This is a genomic window from Stella humosa (assembly GCF_006738645.1).
Taxonomy (GTDB): domain Bacteria; phylum Pseudomonadota; class Alphaproteobacteria; order ATCC43930; family Allostellaceae; genus Allostella; species Allostella humosa.
In genome coordinates, this window is sequence record NZ_AP019700.1 from 1,825,351 (window position 1) to 1,843,625 (window position 18,275).

16 protein-coding genes and 1 tRNA gene are annotated in these 18,275 nt (G+C 71.5%); 8 read left to right on the forward strand and 9 right to left on the reverse strand.

From position 1 onward, the window contains the following. Positions 1-17 precede the first annotated feature (17 nt). From yfiB to STVA_RS08635, 5 genes are all read right to left on the reverse strand, one after another. Positions 18-407 (reverse strand): outer membrane lipoprotein YfiB, encoded by a 390-nt coding sequence (yfiB, locus tag STVA_RS08615; RefSeq protein ID WP_142235710.1) that lies wholly within the window; start codon positions 405-407, stop codon positions 18-20. Positions 408-569: 162 nt separating this feature from the next. Next, complete coding sequence (dgcN, locus tag STVA_RS08620; protein ID WP_197735825.1) at positions 570-1,844, reverse strand: diguanylate cyclase DgcN/YfiN; 1,275 nt, start codon at positions 1,842-1,844, stop codon at positions 570-572. Continuing rightward, a complete protein-coding gene (yfiR, locus tag STVA_RS08625) occupies positions 1,841-2,416 on the reverse strand; it encodes a regulatory sequestration protein YfiR (RefSeq protein WP_197735826.1) in 576 nt (191 codons plus the stop codon). Before yfiR ends, dgcN begins: the two co-directional genes overlap by 4 nt. Positions 2,417-2,479: 63 nt before the next feature. Next, positions 2,480-3,283, reverse strand: a complete 804-nt coding sequence (locus STVA_RS08630; protein WP_123689040.1) for an undecaprenyl-diphosphate phosphatase — start codon at positions 3,281-3,283, stop codon at positions 2,480-2,482. 48 nt (positions 3,284-3,331) lie between these two features. Continuing rightward, positions 3,332-3,406: transfer RNA gene (locus STVA_RS08635), tRNA-Val, on the reverse strand. 80 nt (positions 3,407-3,486) lie between these two features. Here STVA_RS08635 and STVA_RS08640 point away from each other — a divergent pair. Next, a complete protein-coding gene (locus STVA_RS08640; protein ID WP_123689039.1) occupies positions 3,487-4,326 on the forward strand; it encodes a DUF3108 domain-containing protein in 840 nt (279 codons plus the stop codon). On the opposite strand, the gene STVA_RS08645 is transcribed toward STVA_RS08640, so the two are convergent. Together STVA_RS08645 and gph are read right to left on the reverse strand one after the other, a co-directional pair. Next, positions 4,327-5,025, reverse strand: a complete 699-nt coding sequence (locus STVA_RS08645) for an HAD family hydrolase (RefSeq protein WP_123689038.1) — start codon at positions 5,023-5,025, stop codon at positions 4,327-4,329. A 6-nt stretch (positions 5,026-5,031) separates the two neighbouring features. After that, complete coding sequence (gene gph, locus STVA_RS08650) at positions 5,032-5,712, reverse strand: phosphoglycolate phosphatase (RefSeq protein WP_123689037.1); 681 nt, start codon at positions 5,710-5,712, stop codon at positions 5,032-5,034. A gap of 125 nt (positions 5,713-5,837) precedes the next feature. Between gph and glmU the strand changes: the two genes are divergently transcribed. The 3 genes from glmU to gabD all read left to right on the forward strand — a co-directional run bounded on the left by glmU (position 5,838) and on the right by gabD (position 10,583). Then, entirely contained in the window at positions 5,838-7,202 is a 1,365-nt protein-coding gene (gene glmU, locus STVA_RS08655; protein ID WP_123689036.1) for a bifunctional UDP-N-acetylglucosamine diphosphorylase/glucosamine-1-phosphate N-acetyltransferase GlmU, read from the forward strand. A gap of 5 nt (positions 7,203-7,207) precedes the next feature. After that, complete coding sequence (gene glmS, locus STVA_RS08660) at positions 7,208-9,031, forward strand: glutamine--fructose-6-phosphate transaminase (isomerizing) (protein WP_123689035.1); 1,824 nt, start codon at positions 7,208-7,210, stop codon at positions 9,029-9,031. Positions 9,032-9,128: 97 nt separating this feature from the next. Beyond that, positions 9,129-10,583 (forward strand): NADP-dependent succinate-semialdehyde dehydrogenase, encoded by a 1,455-nt coding sequence (gabD, locus tag STVA_RS08665; protein ID WP_179955445.1) that lies wholly within the window; start codon positions 9,129-9,131, stop codon positions 10,581-10,583. Between the two features lie 96 nt (positions 10,584-10,679). Here gabD and STVA_RS08670 read toward each other — a convergent pair whose 3' ends face one another. Further along, the gene (locus tag STVA_RS08670; RefSeq protein WP_170216391.1) at positions 10,680-12,182 is read right to left on the reverse strand and encodes a calcium-binding protein; all 1,503 of its coding nucleotides are present in this window, start codon (positions 12,180-12,182) and stop codon (positions 10,680-10,682) included. 254 nt (positions 12,183-12,436) lie between these two features. Here STVA_RS08670 and STVA_RS08675 point away from each other — a divergent pair, with 254 nt between their 5' ends. From STVA_RS08675 to STVA_RS08690, 4 genes are all read left to right on the forward strand, one after another. Beyond that, positions 12,437-13,243, forward strand: coding sequence for a Stf0 family sulfotransferase (locus tag STVA_RS08675; RefSeq protein ID WP_170216390.1), 807 nt, complete (start codon positions 12,437-12,439; stop codon positions 13,241-13,243). A 62-nt stretch (positions 13,244-13,305) separates the two neighbouring features. Then, positions 13,306-13,716, forward strand: coding sequence for a GlcG/HbpS family heme-binding protein (locus STVA_RS08680; protein ID WP_123689031.1), 411 nt, complete (start codon positions 13,306-13,308; stop codon positions 13,714-13,716). Between the two features lie 14 nt (positions 13,717-13,730). Next, the gene (gene gor / locus STVA_RS08685) at positions 13,731-15,110 is read left to right on the forward strand and encodes a glutathione-disulfide reductase (RefSeq protein ID WP_123689030.1); all 1,380 of its coding nucleotides are present in this window, start codon (positions 13,731-13,733) and stop codon (positions 15,108-15,110) included. Positions 15,111-15,312: 202 nt separating this feature from the next. Continuing rightward, positions 15,313-17,004, forward strand: a complete 1,692-nt coding sequence (locus STVA_RS08690) for an ankyrin repeat domain-containing protein (protein ID WP_123689029.1) — start codon at positions 15,313-15,315, stop codon at positions 17,002-17,004. Here the strand turns inward: STVA_RS08690 and STVA_RS08695 are convergent. Beyond that, positions 16,985-18,196 carry a bifunctional alpha/beta hydrolase/OsmC family protein gene (locus STVA_RS08695; RefSeq protein WP_123689834.1) on the reverse strand — a complete coding sequence of 404 codons (1,212 nt, stop codon included), beginning with the start codon at positions 18,194-18,196 and terminating at the stop codon, positions 16,985-16,987. The two genes, STVA_RS08690 and STVA_RS08695, sit on opposite strands and share 20 nt — an antisense overlap. Positions 18,197-18,275 lie beyond the last annotated feature (79 nt).

Below are 18,275 nucleotides of genomic sequence, written 5' to 3' on the forward strand. Positions count from 1 at the left end.
CGGCCCGCGCGCAGGGGCTATTCGGCGTCGACGACGATGACCACCCGGCGGTTCTCGCGCCGCCCGCCGGCCGAACGGTTGTCCTCGATCGGCCGGCGGGCGCCGGTACCTTCGATGGCGATATCCTGGCGCTGCATGCCGGCCGCGATCATCGCCTCGGCCACCGCGGCGGCGCGGCGCTGCGAGAGCGCGTCGTTGTAGGCGGCGGCGCCGGTGTCGTCGGTGTGTCCCTCGACCCGGCCGCGCCGGATGTCGACCGACAGCAGGGTGCGTGCGATGCGGGCGATGTTCGCCGCCTGACCATCGGCCAGCCGGCTTTCGTTCACGCCGAACAGCAGCTTGTCGGACATGCCGAATTCCCACGTGCCGTCACCCGGCTGGAAACCCAGGTCGCGCAGCGCTGCCATCTGCGTCGCCGTCAGGCCGCGGGTGGGCGGTGGGGCGGGGCCGGCGGCGTGGCGCAGGCGGCCAGCATGCCCGCTGCCGCCAGCAGGCCGGCGATGATGCGCAAGGTGAGGCGTCGGACGAGAACCATCTGTATTCTCCGGCAGCGGCGGCCTGTGCCGGCCCTACTGGCCGGCGGGCCGGCGTCCCCCGCGCGATCGCTGCTTGCTCGCATACATCGCAGCGTCCGCCACGCGCAGCAGCCCTTCGGCGTCGCGGGCGTGCTCGGGAAACAGCGCGATGCCGATGCTGACCGAGGGTGTTATGGCATCTCCGGACGGTAGGGCAAGCGGTTGTGAAATGCTCGCCTGGATTCCGTCCGCGATCCGCTCGGCATCGTCGGGCTCGCCAATGGCCGGCAGCAGGGCCGCGAACTCGTCGCCGCCCAGGCGGGCGACGATATCGCCCGCGCGCAGGCGCGCCTGCGCGCGCTGGGCGACCGCGGCCAGGACCATGTCCCCGGCGGCATGGCCGAAGCGGTCGTTCGTTTCCTTGAAGCGGTCATTGTCGAAGAACATCACCGCCAGCCGCCCGCCTGCGGCCTCGGCCGCGCGCACCGCCATGGCCAGTCGCTCTTCGAACAGGGCGCGGTTGGGCAGGCCGGTCAGGCTGTCATGGTTGGCACGGTGGGCGAGGGCCGCGTGCTCGCGCTGGAGGCTGCCCTGCCACGCCTGCAACTCGCCCAGCAGGGCGTTGAAGTCGCGGCCGAGCGCGTCCATTTCGATGATCGGCGTCGGCGGCACCCGGCGCTCGAAGGCGCGCTCGCGGCGGGCCGCGTGGGCGACCTGCGCCAGTGCCTGGAGCGGGCCGACGATGCTGCGCTGCAGGTGGCGCACCACCAGCGCGGAGGCCAGCGTCGCGAGCGCGAAGCAGACGACGGCCCCGACCAGCGCCCCGGCCAGGAACTCCGTCAGCCCGCCGCCGCTGCCATGCAGCCTAACCGTGCCCACGACCTCGCCCTCATGGACGATCGGCACCAGGAACGGGGTAGAGAACGCCATCCGCCCGATCCAGCGCTCCAGGCGATCGAGCAGGCCGCTGTGGGGCTGCTCCCACGATGCCAGGATGGTGCCGTCGCGCAGGATGAGGGCGATGTCCGCCACCTCCCGCACCGCCCCCAGAAGCTCGATCGCTTCCGCGGCTGCCCGCGGATCGGCGAACACGACGGCGGCCTCGGCGGTGTAGGCGGCCGACTGCGCGATCAGTTCGAGGTTGTGATAGGCGTAGGCGTGGATGATCGCCAGGCCGGTCAGCACGATGCTGGCACCCGTCATGCCGATCGCCAGCAGGATCAGCCGGAAATGGGTGCGGCCCAACAGATGCTGCAGGGTCGGCCCGGCCGGGGCAGGGGCCGTGGCCGCGGGCATGGGCGTGGTCGGCTGATGCGCGCCGGCGTTCATGACCGCTGCTCCGGCGGCCGGGCCAGGCGCAGGACGCGAGGATTGACGCGGGTGCCGCTGCGGGCGACGGCGTCCAGGTTCATCTGGAACGCGAGGCGGTCGCCCTCGGTGCGCAGGCAGAACATGCCGCCGCTGCGGCAGGCCGGGTCGCGCTCGAAGACGGTCAGGATGGGGCGGCCGGCGATGGCCGACATCAGGTGGGGCAGTTCGCCCTCGGCCAGTTCGCCCACATGCACCGCGTCGCAGGCCTGGCCGATCCCCGGGTCCGGCGCGGCAAAGCGGGTGACCAGGATCGTCCGGCCAGGCGTGGTGCGGGTGGTCGCAGGCCAGTCGGCGGCATCGTCGGAACGGCCGACGACGCACAGCCGCACGGGGTCCGGGTCGGCCGGCCAGCGCGTGTAGCTGATGATGCCGCGGACGATGGCCCACATGGCGCCCGCTCGCGCATCGACCGGCTGGGCCGACGGCGTCTGGCCTTCGGCGCGGCTGCCCGCCGATAGGGCGGCGATCAGCCCCAGGGCGACCAGCGCTGTCCGGTTGGAGACGGTGAAGCCGGATTGCAGGCGTGGCATCGCGCTATCGTATTCCGCGCATCGACCGCTTGGACAGCGCAAAGGTCGGCGGGGCCGGGGCCCTCAGCGCAGGACCAGCAGGGCCAGCATCGCCGTGCCGATGGCGATGCGATACCAGGCGAACGGCACGAAGCCGTGGCGGGCGACGAAGCCGACCACCGCGCGCACCACCAGCAGGGCGGCCAGGAACGCGGCCACGAAGCCGATGGCGATCACCGCCCCGCCGGACATGTCCAGCGAATCCCGGTTGCGGAACAGGTCGTAGGCGGTGGCGGCCGCCATCGTCGGGACGGCCAGGTGGAACGAGAATTCGGTCGCCGTCCGCCGGTCGAGGCCCAGCAGCATGCCGCCCAGGATGGTGGCGCCCGAGCGGGATACGCCGGGGATCATGGCGACCGCCTGGCAGAGGCCGATGCGGAGCGCCAGTCCGAAGCGGATGTCGTCGACGTCGGCGACCCGCGCCACAGGCTTCATGCGCTCCACGGCCAGGATCACGAAGCCGCCGAGGATCAGCGCCACCGACACCACCCAGGGGGAGAACAGCACCTCCTTGATGAAGCGGTGGGCGAAGAAGCCGATCAGCAGGGCCGGCAGCACGCCGAAGAAGAGGTTGCCATAGAAGCGCTGGGCCGCGGGGTCGTGGCCGAGGCGCCCCAGGCTGCCGAACAGCCGGTCGCGATAGAGCCAGCAGACGGCCAGGATGGCACCGAGCTGGATCGCGATCTCGAACACCTTGCCGGGCGGCCCGCGAAAGCCGATCAGGTCGACGGCCAGTAGCAGGTGGCCGGTCGACGACACCGGGATGAACTCCGTCAACCCCTCGAGCAGGCCGAGCAGGGCGGCTTGAAGCGCGGTCGAGAGGTCCATCGGGGTGTCCCGATCGCGAAGCAGGGAGAAAAGGGGCCGGAAGGGCGATGGTGGGCGCGGTAGGGATTGAACCTACGACCCCCGCGGTGTGAACACGGTGCTCTCCCACTGAGCTACGCGCCCGCCCGGCGGATGGCTTATAGTGGCCCGCGTCCGGCCAAGTCAACCATGGCCGGCGATCCCGTGCGGAGAAAGGGCGGACGATGCGCAGCCTGCGAATGCTGGGGGTGCTGGGGGCCTGGCTGGTACTGGGGCCGGCGGCCGCGCTGGCGGCCCCGAAGTCGATCGAGCTGCAATACGACGTCTACACCGCCGGCCTGCCGACGCTCGCCCTGAAGCTCGACATCGCCTTCACGGGCGAAGGGTACCGCGTCGCCGCCGACATGCAGACGCAAGGGCTGGCCGGGTTCCTTTTCCCCTGGCACTACCAGAGCGTATCGGAAGGGGTGGTGGCGGGCGGCGACCTGCGGCCCGCCCTCTATCGCACGACCAGCACCGCGTCGGGCAAGACCAAGACTGCCCGCCTGGTCTATCGCGCCGACGGCACCGTGGCGGCGACGGCGGAACCCGCGGTGGAGGAGGGGCGGGACCCGGTGCCGCCGGGGCTGACCCGGGGGTCCGTCGACATCCTGACCGCTGTCCTGCGCGTCACGCGGCGGCTGGAGTCGACGGGGCGATGCGATGGCGAAGTGCCGGTCTATGATGGCTTGCGCCGCTATGACCTCGTCTTCAGCGATGGCGGGCTCGACCGGTCCAACGCCATGACCGTGTCGGCCGTGCGCCGCTGCTCGGCCTCCATGCGCCGGCTGGCGGGGTTCCTGAAGACACTTTCGCCGTGGGACGACGGCGACGATGCGCGCGCGGCCGCCATCGCGGTGGCCTCGCTGGGCGGGGACCTGCCGCTGGTGCCGGTCCGGCTCGACCTGGCAACGCCGATCGGCATGGCCTATGCCGAGCTGGCATCGGTCAAGATCGACGGCCGGGCCCTGCCGGCGCCGGGCGATGACATCTCCGTCGCCAAGGGGCCGGCGCCAAGGCGCTAGCTATCCGGCAGGGATTGCCGCCGATGCGGCCTGGATGAGGGCGCACACGGCATGCAGGTCGGGGACGACGCCGGTGCACAGGGAATGGATCTCCGGCGTCGGCACCAGCAGGTCGGGCACCATGAAGGTCATCATGCCGGCCGCGGCGGCGGAGCGGACCCCGTTGTGGGAATCCTCCAGGGCCAGGCACCGGCCGGGTTCCACGCCCAGGCGCCTGGCCGCCGTCAGGAACGGGTCGGGTGCGGGCTTGCCGGCGGCGTAGTCGCCATGGCCGATCACCGCGTGGAACCGCTCGGTCAGGCCATGGGCGGCCAGATGGCTCTGCACTGTGGAATGGGCCGACGAGGTCGCGATGCAGCGCGGCATGGCGAGCCGGTCGAGAAGATCGAGCAGCTCGACGACACCCGGCTTCAGCCGCAGTTGCGTGGCCGCCAGCAGGTCGAAATGCCCGACCATCCCGGCAAAATAGGCATCGATGGGGAAATCCGGCCCCATCTGCTCCAGCAGAAGCACCCGGCTGCGGACCCACGGCACGCCGATGGTGCCGTGGATGACCGCCGCCGGCAGGTCGTGCCCGCCGGCTACGGCCGCCGCCAGGAATGCTTCCTGGTAGAGGGCCTCGGTATCGAAGATCAGCCCGTCCATGTCGAAGATCACGGCGGCGGGCATCTGCGGCAGCGTCATCTGCGGCAGCGTCATGTCCGGCTAGCGCGCGGCCACGCGGGCGATGGCGGTCGGCAGGTCGGCGAAATCGTCGATGATGGCGTCTGCGTGCAGCTCTGCCAGCGGCACCCGCGCATAGCCGTAGGATACGGCCACGACCGGCACTCCGGCCGCCTTGGCGGTGGCGACGTCGTGCTCGTTGTCGCCCACCATCAGCGCCTGGGCCGGCGTCAGGCCGAGGCCGGCGATGGCGGCCAGCAGCGGGGCCGGGTCGGGCTTCTTGACCGGCAGGCTGTCGCCGCCGACGACCGAGGTCAGCAGCCGGTCGAGGCCGAGGCTGGCCAGCATCAGGCGGGTGGCGCGCTCGGGCTTGTTGGTGCAGAGGCCGAGCTTGTGGCCGGCCGCGGCCAGCCCCTCCAGCGTTGCCATGACGCCCGGATAGGTCTCGGTGCTGTCGGCCGAGATCGGCTCGTAGATTTCCAGGAAGCGCTTGCCGTGCCGGGCCAGCGTGTCGCCTTCGACGGGCCGGCCGGCGGCGGCAAAGCCGCGCTCCACCAGCTTCAGGGCGCCGTCGCCGATCATCCGGCGCACGGCGTCCAGCGGCCGGGGCTCCAGCCCCTGTTCGGCCAGCAGGCGGTTGAGGGCGGTGCGCAGGTCGGCGGCGCTGTCGACCAGCGTCCCGTCAAAGTCGAAAATGATCGCGGGGAAACGCTCTGGCGTCATCGAAGGTCACAATCTTTGAGGGTCGGCCGGCTTGACCCTGCGCCGGACGGCCGATATCCGACCGGGAAGCGCATCCTGCCGGCCGGCGGGAAGGGCAACGAATTTATTAGCGGGTCGGGGTTCCCATGACCACTGGCGACAATCGGACGACCGCCCCCACGCTCGCGATCGTGCTGGCCGCGGGCGAGGGCACGCGCATGCGCTCGACCCAGCCCAAGGTGATGCACAAGGTGGCGGGCCGCACGATGGTGGGCCATGTCCTGGACGCCGTCGCCGGCGCCGGCGTGACCGATGTCGTCGTCGTCGTCGGCCCCGGCATGGAGGCCTTGGCCAAGGCCGTCGCCCCCCACCCGATCGCCATCCAGCAGGACCGCCGCGGCACGGCCCACGCGGTGCTGGCCGCACGGGATGCGATCGCAGCGGGTGCGGGCGATGTCCTGGTCGTCTTCGGCGACACCCCACTCGTGTCGTCCGAGACCATCGGCCGGCTGCTGGCCGAGCGTCGGCAGGGTGCGGCCGTCGCGGTCCTGGGCTTCCGCCCGGCCGACCCGTCGCCTTACGGCCGCTTCGTGCTGGATGCCGATGGCGGGCTCGCGCGCATCGTCGAGGCCAAGGACGCGACCGAGGATGAGCGCCGCATCGGCCTGTGCAATGCCGGGCTGATGGCGATCGACGGGGCCCGCGCGCTGGATCTGCTGGACCGGGTCGGCTGCGACAATGCCAAGGGGGAATTCTACCTGACCGACCTCGTCGCCGTTGCCCGCGCGGCGGGTGCCGCCTGCCGCTTCGCCGAGGCCCCGGTCGAGGAACTGATGGGCGTCAACACCCGCGCCGACCTGGCCGCCGCGGAGGCCGCGATGCAGGACCGCCTGCGCCGCCGCGCGATGGCCGAGGGCACGACGCTGGTGGCGCCCGAGACCGTGTTCCTGGCGGCCGACACGCGGCTTGGCCGCGACACGGTGGTCCACCCCCATGTCGTCTTCGGTCCCGGCGTGACGGTGGGCGAGGGGGTGGAGATCCGCGCCTTCAGCCACCTGGAGCAGGCGACCGTGGGCGACGGCGCCATCGTCGGCCCCTATGCCCGCCTGCGGCCGGGGGCGGAGCTGGGGGCGGGCGCCCATGTCGGCAACTTCGTCGAGATCAAGGCGGCGACGCTGGGGCCGGGGGCCAAGGCCAACCATCTGGCCTATATCGGCGACGCCACGGTGGGGGCCGGCGCAAACATCGGTGCCGGCACCATCACCTGCAACTATGACGGCTTCGGCAAGTACCGGACCGAGATCGGGGCGGGGGCCTTCATCGGCTCCAACACCGCCCTGGTGGCGCCGGTATCGGTCGGCGCGGGTGCCATCGTCGGCGCCGGTAGCGTCATCACCGAGACCGTGCCGGACGAATCGCTGGCGATCGGCCGGTCACGCCAAGCGACGAAGCCGGGCGTGGCCCCGGCCTATCGCGCGCTGCGCCGGGCGCGGCGCGAGGGGAAGGTCTGAACATCATGTGCGGCATCATCGGCATCGTCGGCGTCCACCCCGCGGCCCCCCTGCTGCTGGAGGGGCTGAAGCGGCTCGAATATCGCGGCTACGACAGCGCCGGCATGGCGACGCTGGTCGACGGCCGCATCGACCGGCGCCGCGCCGAGGGCAAGATCGTGAACCTGGAAGGGGTGGTGGCCGACCAGCCGCTGGCCGGCACCATCGGCATCGGCCACACGCGCTGGGCGACCCATGGCGTGCCCAACGAGGCCAATGCCCACCCGCACGCCACAGATCGCGTGGCGCTGGTCCATAACGGCATCATCGAGAACTTCGCCGAGCTGCGCGACGAGCTGCGCCGGTTGGGCCATGCCTTCGAGAGCGAGACCGATACCGAGGCCGTGGCTCACCTCGTCAGCCACCACCTGGCGGCCGGCCTGTCGCCCGAGCAGGCGGTGGCCCGGACCCTGAAGCGCCTGCACGGTGCCTTCGCCTTCGCCATGGTCTTCGCCGGCCATGATGACCTGATGATCGGCGCCCGGCGCGGCAGCGCGCTGGCGGTGGGCTATGGCGACGGCGAGATGTATCTGGGCTCGGACGCGCTGGCTCTGGCGCCGCTCACCCGCCGCATCTCCTATCTCGAGGAGGGCGACTGGGTCGTCATCCGCCGCGGCGGTGCCTCTGTGTTCGATGCCGAGGACCGGCCGGTCGAGCGTGCGGTGCGCGAGACCGCCGTGTCCGGCGCCTTCGTCGGCAAGGGCAACCACCCCCACTTCATGCACAAGGAGATCTTCGAGCAGCCGGGGGTGATCGGCGACACGCTGCAATCCTTCATCAACCCGGCGACGCGCTCGGTCCACCTGCCGGGCCTGCCCTTCGACCTGGCGGCGATCCCCAAGGTGACGATCGTCGCCTGCGGCACGTCCTTCTTCGCGGGCATGGTGGCGAAATACTGGCTGGAGCGGATCGCCCGCCTGCCGGTCGAAATCGACATCGCGTCGGAGTTCCGCTACCGCGCGGCCGACATGCCCGAGGGCGGCCTCGCCCTGTTCATCTCGCAGTCGGGCGAGACGATCGACACGCTGGCCGCGCTGCGCTACGCCCGCAGCCAGCGCCAGCACATCGCCGCCATCGTCAACGTGCCCGAGAGCACCATGGCGCGCGAGGCCGACGTGGTGCTGGCGACGGTGGCCGGGCCAGAGATCGGCGTCGCCTCGACCAAGGCGTTCACGACCCAACTCGTCGTGCTGGCCTGCCTGACCCTGGCGCTGGCCCGGGCGCGCGGCAAGCTGGATGCCGCCGGCGAGGCCGAACTGGCCCTGGCGCTGGCCGACCTGCCGTCGGCGTCGGCCGCCGTCCTGGCCGAGGAACCGGCGCTGCGCGCGCTGGCGAGCCACATCATGGGCGCCCGCGACGTGCTCTATCTCGGCCGCGGCACGGCCTACCCGATCGCCATGGAAGGCGCGCTCAAGCTGAAGGAGCTGTCCTACATCCATGCCGAGGGCTACGCCTCCGGCGAGATGAAGCACGGGCCGATCGCGCTGATCGACGATGCCGTGCCGATCGTCGTGGTGGCGCCGCCCGACGAGCTGTTCGAGAAGACCGCGTCGAACCTGCAGGAGGCTCTGGCGCGCGGCGGCCGGGTGATCATGCTGTCGGACGCGGCCGGCGTCGCCCGCTTCCAGGGCCAGATCGAGGGGGCGGCGGCCATGCCGAAGATCCATCCCTTCGTGGCGCCGATCCTCTACGCCATCCCGGTCCAGCTCCTGGCCTATCACGTGGCGGTGCTGAAGGGCACCGACGTCGACCAGCCGCGCAACCTCGCCAAGAGCGTCGTCGTCGAATAGGTGGGTTGCCGCAAGAGCAGGTGACCGGCTGGGGTGGGGGGACTAGAGTGCGGCCACCCCAGCTTCCCAACGCCAGCCCCCCAGCGGAGGAATTCGCATGCAGCTCAAGGACCCCACGCTGTTTCGCCAGCAGTGCTATGTCGACGGTGCCTGGATCGACGCCGATGGCGGCGGCACCATCGAGGTCACCAACCCGTCCAGCGGCGACCGCATCGGCACCGTGCCGAAGATGGGTGCCACCGAGACCCGGCGCGCGATCGAGGCGGCCAATGCCGCCTGGCCGGCCTGGCGGGCCAAGACCGCCAAGGAGCGCGCCACCATCATGCGCAAGTGGTTCGACCTGATGATGGCGAACCAGGACGACCTCGGCACCATCATGACGACCGAGCAGGGCAAGCCGCTGGCCGAGGCCAAGGGCGAGGTCGCCTATGCCGCGTCCTTCATCGAGTGGTTCGCCGAGGAGGGCAAGCGCATCTATGGCGACACCATCCCGCAGCACCAGGGCGACAAGCGCATCGTCGTGTTGAAGGAGCCGATCGGCGTCGTCGCCTGCATCACGCCCTGGAACTTCCCGGCCGCCATGATCACCCGCAAGGCCGGCCCGGCGCTGGCCGCCGGCTGCCCGGTGGTGATCAAGCCCGCCAGCGCCACGCCCTATTCGGCACTCGCCCTGTGCGAACTGGCCGAGCGTGCGGGCGTGCCCAAGGGCATCATCAACGTCGTCACCGGCGGCGCCAAGGATGTCGGCGGCGAGATGACGGGCAACCCCATCGTCCGCAAGCTGTCCTTCACCGGCTCGACCGAGATCGGCAAGGTGCTGATGCAGCAGTGCGCGGCCACCGTGAAGAAGGTGTCGATGGAACTGGGCGGCAACGCTCCCTTCATCGTCTTCGACGATGCCGACCTGGATGCCGCGGTCGAGGGCGCCATCGCGTCCAAGTATCGCAATGCCGGCCAGACCTGCGTCTGCGCCAACCGCCTGCTGGTGCAGGACGGCGTCTATGACGAGTTCGCGGCCAAGCTGTCGCAGGCGGTATCGGGCCTGCGCGTCGGCGACGGCTTGCAGGCCGGCGTCACCCAGGGCCCGCTGATCGACATGCAGGCGGTCGCCAAGGTCGAGGAGCACATCAAGGACGCGGTTTCCAAGGGTGCCCGCGTCGTCGTCGGCGGCAAGCGGCACGCGCTGGGCGGCAGCTTCTTCGAGCCGACCGTGCTGGCCGACGTGACGACCAAGATGGCGGTCGCCCGCGAGGAGACGTTCGGTCCGGTCGCCCCGCTCTTCCGCTTCAAGACCGACGCGGAGGCCGTGCAGATGGCCAACGACACCGAGTTCGGCCTGGCCGCCTACTTCTTCAGCCGCGACATCACGCGGATCTGGAAGACGTCGGAGGGGCTGGAATACGGCATCGTCGGCATCAACACCGGCATCATCTCGACCGAGGTCGCCCCCTTCGGCGGCATGAAGGAATCCGGCATCGGCCGCGAAGGCTCGAAGTACGGCATCGATGACTTCCTGGAGATGAAGTACCTCTGCATCGGCGGCATCGCCTGAGGCGATTGCCGGATTTTTCCGGGAATGGCGGGGACCGGTCGCAAGGCCGGTCCCCGTCGCCGTTCAGGCGATATCGTCCCCACTGCTCGACCCCCGCTATTCCATGAAGTAGCCGACGCCGAAGGGATCGGGCGCCTCCGGCGGCCGCTCCAGCAGGTCGTCCAGGCTGACGCCTTCCAGCGTGATGCTGTTGCCGTCGCCCAGGTCGATCACGACATTACCGTCGGCGTCGACCGACAGGCGGCCGTTCAGGTCGCCGGGGTCGTCGATCGTCGTCCCGTTGGCGCCGGGCTCGACGATAATGTGGTCGTTGTCGGGGTCGAAGTCGGTGATGCGGTCGCGGCCCGAGCCGCTGCCGAAGAAGAAGGTGTCCTTGCCGTCGCCGCCGGTGATCTGGTCGTCGCCGCTGCCGTCGCGGATCGTGTCGCGGCCGGTGCCGCCATCCACGGTGTCGGCCCCCGGCCCCCCCTCGATGTGGTCGGCGCCGTCGCCGCCCGCCAACTGGTCGTCGCCCTGGCCGCCCAGCAGCGTGTCGTTGCCGAGGTCGCCTGACGCCGTGTCGCTGCCCGACCCGCCATGGATCAGGTCGCGGCCCTTGCCCCCGAACAGCAGGTCGTCGTCGCTGCCCGGCGGGCCGGGGGCGATCAGGGGATGGTCGCCGAAGATGGTGTCGTCGCCCTCGCCACCCTGGGCCGTGTCGGCGCCCAGGTCGCCATAGATCAGGTCGCCGTCGGCCCCGCCCGACAGCAGGTCGGCGTCCGCGCCGCCATGCAGCGTGTCGCGGCCGCCCTCGCCGGACAGGGTGTCGGCGCCGCCATTGCCATTCGCGAAGTCGTCCCCGCCGCCGCCCAGGACCACGTCGTTGCCCTTATTGCCGAACAGGGCATCGCTGTCGCCGTCGCCCGCCAGCTGGTCGTCGTCCGCGCCGCCATGCAGCGTGTCCTGCCCGTCGCCGCCCGACAGGGTGTCGCCACCCTTGTTGCCGAGCAGCGCGTCGTCCTCACCCTCGCCATGAATGACGTCGCGCTCGTCGCCGCCATGGATCAGGTCGTCGTCGCCGCCGCCGAAGATCGTGTCGGCATCCGTGCCGCCCAGGATGGTGTCCGCGCCGGGGGCGGTCTCGGCAGCGGTGCCGCCATAGGCCAGCCGGCCGTCGCTGCCGACGTAGATGAAGATCGTGTCGGCGCCGGTTCCGATGGTGGGGCCGCCGCCGGAGATCGTCTCGGCCGTTTCGCTGCCATAGATCAGCCGGTCGCCGACATCGATATGGATATGGACCGTGGCGCCGTCGGCGTGGATCGTCTCTCCCCCGCCGCCGATCGTGTCGTAGGGGCCGTCGCCATAGATCAGGTCGCCGCTGCCGGATGGCGCCCCTTCGGCCGGCCCGCCTTCGATCCGGTCGCCGCCGCCGTCGCCCGCGATCGTGTCGCCGCCGCTGCCGCCTGCGATCACGTCGTCGCCGGGGCCGCCGAACAGGATGTCGCGGCCGGGGCTCGACCCGCCCGCGATGGTGTCGTTGCCCTTGCCGCCGAGGATGGTGTCGTCGCCGCTGCCGCCGGCGATGATCTCGCCGTTGCTGGTGCCCGTGAACATCGCCATGGCCGCACTCCCGCGCTGACCTGCTTGCCTGGGAACGCAAGAAACGATGGCCGGAGCGCACCCCGGTTCAACCATCGGTGCAAGCGCCGCTGCAACCCTACGCCGGTTTCATGGCTCTATACAACCGCAAGTCGTACGGCCTCCGCCGTGCCATTCGCGCCGGCCAGTCCGGACGGACGCCGAATCCCTTGAGTGCCGCGGCGTCTGGGCCGATGCTCGGCCGCTCGGGATCGGGGAGCGAGCGGAAAGCGCCTATGGCGAACGACGGAAAGAACGCAATCGCGGGCGATGACGCGGAGGGGCTGGCCTCCCTGGCAGTGTCCGATGCGAAGTTCGACCTGCCTCGGTTCGACGGGCCGATCCGCAGCTACGTCATCTGCGCCTCGCCGCGCTCGGGCAGCACGCTGCTGACGACGCTGCTGCATGGCACGGGCCGCATGGGCGTGCCGGCGGAGTATCTGAACCCCCGCTTTCTCCAGGCCGAGATGTCCCGGCGGTTCGACGTGCTGCTCGACGACGGGCGCATCGTCGGCCCGCGCTACCTCCAGGCGCTGCTCGACCGGCGCACCACCGCCAACGGCGTCTTCGGCATCAAGATCCTGATGGCCCAGATGCAGAGCTGGACCCCGGTGCAGCAGTTCCGCGGGCTGCTCCAGGGCGCCACGTTCCTGTGGCTGCGCCGGCGCGACAAGCAGGCCCAGGCCCTGTCGATGGCCATGGCCCAGGCGACACAGGTCTGGCACCGCCAGGCCGGCGACCCCGAGGCCCCGGTGCCGGCAGTGAAGTTCGACGCGGCCCATCTGCGCCGGTCGCTCGGCATCGTCCTGGCCGAGGACTTCGCCTGGCGGCAGTTCTTCGCAATCAACCGGACCACCCCCATATCGGTGGACTACGAGGACCTGGTCGCCGATCCGGGGATGGTATGCCGCTCGCTGGCCGATGCCGTCGGGGTCGGGGACCTGCCTTCCATCGATCTGGAGCAGGCCATCACCAAGCCGACGGCCGGCACGGCCAATGCTGAGTGGCGGCGGCGCTGGGACCGGTCGCTTCGCTTTCGCTAGGCGCCGGGGCGGGGTAGGTTCGCCGCCAGTCATCGAAGCCGGTCATTCAGGAAGGACCATCCATGCTGCCGTCGAAGAAGGTGCTGACGCTGGCCGCCGCTAGGATCGTTATGGACGCGGCCGAGGCGGAGGCGACGCGCAACGGCTGGCGCGTCTCCATCGCCATCGTCGACGACGGCGGCTTCCCCGTCCTGATCCAGCGGCTGGACGGGGCTGCCGTAGCCACCGCGGCGACGGCCACCGGCAAGGCCCACACCGCCGCCATCTTCCGCCGGCCGACCAAGGCGATGGAAGACACGGTCAACAATGGCCGCTTCGCGTTCCTGAACGCGCCCGACGTGGTGCCGTTGGAAGGCGGCCTGCCGATCACCGTGGATGGCGACGTGGTGGGTGCGATCGGCGTCAGCGGCGTGAAGTCGAGCCAGGACGCGGAAATCGGCCAGGCCGGCATCGACGCGCTGCTGGCCGGTTGAGCGAGGGGGCTGGCATGGCCGCGGAACGCGACTTCGACCTTTTCGTCATCGGCGCTGGTTCGGGCGGCGTGCGCGCGGCCCGCATCTCGGCCCGCCACGGCGCGCGCGTCGGCATTGCCGAGGAGAGCCGCTATGGCGGCACCTGCGTCATCCGCGGCTGCGTGCCTAAGAAGCTGCTGGTCTACGGCTCGGCCTTCCGCGACGCCTTCGAGGACGCCCGCGGCTTCGGCTGGGACGCCCACCTGCCGGCATTCGATTGGCCGAGCCTGATCGCCGCCAAGGACCGCGAGATCGGCCGGCTGGAGGGGATCTATCGCAAGCTGCTGTCCGATGCCGGGGTGACGCCGATCGAGGGCCGCGCGCGCCTGGTCGACGCCCACACGGTCGAGGTCGCGGGCCGGTGCTACACCACGGACAAGGTGCTGGTGGCGACCGGCGGCTGGCCGGTGGTGCCGCCGATCCCGGGCCGCGAGCACGCGATCACCTCCAACGAGGCGCTCGACCTGCCGACCTTGCCGCGGCGCGTCGTCATCGTCGGCGGCGGCTTCATCGCGGTGGAGTTCGCGGGCATCTTCAACTCGCTCGGCAGCGAGACGACGATGCTGGTGCGCGGCGAGCAGTTGCTGCGCGGCTTCGACGACGACGCCCGCATCGAGATGGCGCGCGAGATGTCCGCCCGTGGCATCACCATCCATGCCCGCACCCTGCCGGCCGCCATCACCGGCGACGAGATGGGCCTGACCGTGCGCACCGCCATCGGCCAGGAACTGGCGGCCGACGCCGTCCTGTTCGCCACGGGCCGGGAGCCCAACAGCAAGGGCATCGGGCTGGAGGAGGCCGGCGTGAAGCTGGGCGAGGGCGGCGCCGTCGCGGTCGACGAGTGGTCGCGCACCAGCGTCGAGAACATCTTCGCCGTCGGCGATGTGACGGACCGCGTGAACCTGACCCCGGTCGCGATCGCCGAGGGCCATGCCTTCGCCGATACCCAGTTCGGCGGCCGGCCACGCCGCATCAGCCACGACAACATCGCCAGCGCCGTGTTCGGCCAGCCGCCGCTTGCCGCCGTCGGCCTGACCGAGGCCGAGGCGCGGGCCAGGCATGGCGAGGTGGACATCTACCGGTCGCGTTTCCGGCCGATGAAGCACACCCTGTCGGGCCGCGAGGAACGGACGATGATGAAGCTGGTGGTGGACGCCGCCAGCGACCGCATCCTGGGCGCCCACATGGTCGGCGCCGACGCGCCCGAGATCATCCAGGGCCTCGCCATCGCGATCACGGCCGGCGCCACCAAGGCGCATTTCGACCGCACCATCGGCATCCATCCGACCGCGGCCGAGGAGTTCGTGACGATGCGCGAGAAGGTGGCACCGGCCGTGAAGGTGGCCGCCGAATAAGGGTGTCGGGCGGCCCGTCGACGGTTGTTGACAGGCCGCCGCCCGCCCGGCGATGCTCTGCGACAGCGCGCCCTGGGGCGCCACCTGTCCGCGGCAAGGGGGCGATGCCTCCACCCAGCCTGGTTGATTCGATCCCCGAATCCGACCTTCTTCCGGCCTGTCTTCAGCGGACATCAGGCATTCCCTCGGAAGGAAGGTTCTCATGGCCCGCCGGTTCGGTCCGCGAAGCACCGTCGACAGCTTGAAGAAGGCCGCCAAGTCGTGGCTGCGCCAGTTGCGCGCGGGCGATGCGGCCGCGCGCGGGCGCCTGATCCGGGCATGGCCCGGCGCCCCCGACGATCCTGGCCTGCGCGATGTCCAGCATGCGCTGGCGCGTGAATATGGCCTGGCCGGCTGGACGGCGCTGCGCGAGGCGCTGGCCGTTCGCGCGCTGGCGGGGCTCGGCCACCGCGAGCGGGTGGACATCGTCCTGCACCATGTCTGGGAGGGCGATCCCGTTGCCGCTGCCCGCATCCTGGGTCGCTATCCCGAGATCGCGCGCGACAGCCTGCACGCGGCCGTGGTCTGCGGCGACCGGGCGGAGGTCTCGCGCCGGCTGGCGGCCGATCCGGCTGGCGCCAATGCCACCGGCGGGCCGCTGAACTGGCCGCCGCTACTCTACCTCGCTTTCGCCCGGCTGCCCGTGCCGCCGGGCGAAGGCGATGCCCTGGCGATCGCGACGGCGTTGCTCGATGCCGGCGCCGATCCCAACGCCCGCTTCAGCGACGACTGGGACAATCCCTTCACGGTGCTGACCGGCGTCATCGGCCAGGGCGAGCAGGGCCGGCCGCCGCACCCCGATGCGCCGGCACTCGTCGACCTGCTGGTGGCGCGTGGCGCCGACCCGTTCGACACCCAGGCGCTCTACGACACCTCGCTCGTCCGCGACGATCCCGAGTGGCTGGAGATTCTGCATGGCGCGTCCACCCGGCGCGGCGACGCGGCGCGCTGGACCACCAAGCCGCCCGGCGGCGGGATCGGGGGCAAGTTCCAGCAATCGGCGATCGACTATCTGCTCGGCAACGCCGTCACCTTCGACCATCCCCGGCGAGTGGATTGGCTGCTGCGCCACGGTGCCGATCCCGACGGCGTCAATTCCTACAGCGGCCTGCCGCACCATGCCGTGGCGCGGCTGGCAGGCTTCGGTCACATCGCCGACCTGCTGGTCCGCCACGGCGCCCGGCCGGTGCCGCTGGCGGACCAGCAGGCGTTCCAGGCCGCCTGCATGATGCTGGACGCCACCACGGCCGCCGAACTGGCCGCGCGCGATCCGGCATGCCTGGCCGATCCTGAGCCGTTGCTGATGGCGGCGGCCCAGGGGCGGGTGGCGGTGATCGACCTGCTGCTCGGCCTGGGCGCTCCGGTCGATGGCGCGCGAGAGGACGGCATGCGCCCGCTGCATGCCGCCGCCCAGCATGGCCATGTCGCCGCCGCGGCCCGGCTGATCGCGGCGGGGGCGGATCTCGACCGGCGCGGGTCGCGCCACAACGCGACACCGCTGGGCTTTGCCGTCCATGGCGGCTTTTCGCCGATGATCGACCTGCTGGCACCCCGGACGCGCGACCCCTTCGACCTCTGCTGGGCGGGCCGGGTCGACCGGCTGGGCGAACTCTTCGACGCCGACCCTGGCCTGGCGGCGGTGCTGGACCCGGGCGGCGGCACGCTGCTGTTCCTGCTGCCGGACGACGAGGACGCGGCCGTGGCGGTGGCAGCACTGCTGCTCGCCCGCGGTGTCGACCCCCGGCGGCCGAACGCCGAGGGCAAGATGCCGGCCCATGTCGCCGGGCGCCGCGGCCTCGACGAGGCGGCCGAGATCATCGCGGCTGCCGCCCGGGCTAGCCCTCGACGCGGGTGACGACCAGGGGGTTGGCGGCCAGCGTGCGGTGGATGGGGCACTTGTCGGCGATCTCCAGCAGCCTGGCCCGGGTCGCGGCGTCCGTGCCGCCCTCGATCGAGATCACCCGCTCGATGCGCTCGATCATCCCGTCGCGGCCTTCGCATTCGGCGCAGTCTCTTGCATGCACCCGGGCATGGCGCAGGCGGACGGCGATGCGGCCGACCGCCAGCCCCTTGCGCTCGGCATACATCCGCAGGGTCATGGCGGTGCAGGCGCCCAGCGCCGCCAGCAGCAGGTCGTACGGGTTGGGGCCGCTGTCGTCGCCGCCGGCCGCGACCGGCTCGTCCGCCCACAGGTGGTGGCGCCCGGCCGCGATCGCCTGGGCATAGCGGCCGTCGCCCGTCTCGTGCACGGTGACGAGGCCGGCTTCGGCCGGCTCGGCCTGGGTCTCGTCGTCGACGTAGTGGGCGGCCCACTCACCGATCATCCGGCCGGCACGGAGACCGTCTTCGCGGCGGGTCAGCAGGTGGTCGGCGCCATCCAGGCTGATGAAGCTGCGGGGATGGCGGGCGGCCACGAAGATGCGGGTGGCCTCGGCGATGCCGACGACCTCGTCGAGCGGGGCATGGCAGACGAGTAGCGCCCGGCGCAGTTCGGCGACGCGGGCGGCCAGGTCGTGGCGCGCCAGGTCGTCGAAGAAGGCGCGCGACAGGCGGAATGGGCGGCCGCCGACCGAAACCTCGGCCGTGCCGTCCGCGTCGAACCGGTCCGGTCGGGCGACGTTGCGCAGCAGGTGGGCGGGCTCCAGCGGCGAGCCGATGGTCGCGACCGCGCGGGCCTCGGGGATGCGATGGGCGGCGGCCAGCATCGCCGTGCCGCCCAGGCTGTGGCCGACCAGCAGGGCAGGGGCGGCATGCGTCCGCCGCAGATGGTCGGCCGCGGCCACCACGTCGTCGATGTTGCCGGCGAAACCTGAGTTGGGGAACTCGCCGTCGCTGTCGCCCAGCCCGGTGAAATCGAACCGCAGGACGCCGAAACCCTTCTCCACCAGCCCGGCCGCGACGCGTGCGGCGGCCAGGCTGTCCTTGGAACAGGTGAAGCAATGCGCCAGGAGCGCCCATGCGCGCGGCGTCCCTGCCACCCGCCGGTCGAGACGCCCGGCCAGTTCGATGCCGCCGGACCCGGGAAAGCCGAACCGTTCGCCTGTCATGCCTGGCACTCCCTTCCGTCCGCCCCCGATCGTCTCCATGTGCGTCTTCGGGGCGGCGGCGGCAACCGCGCGGGCCGCG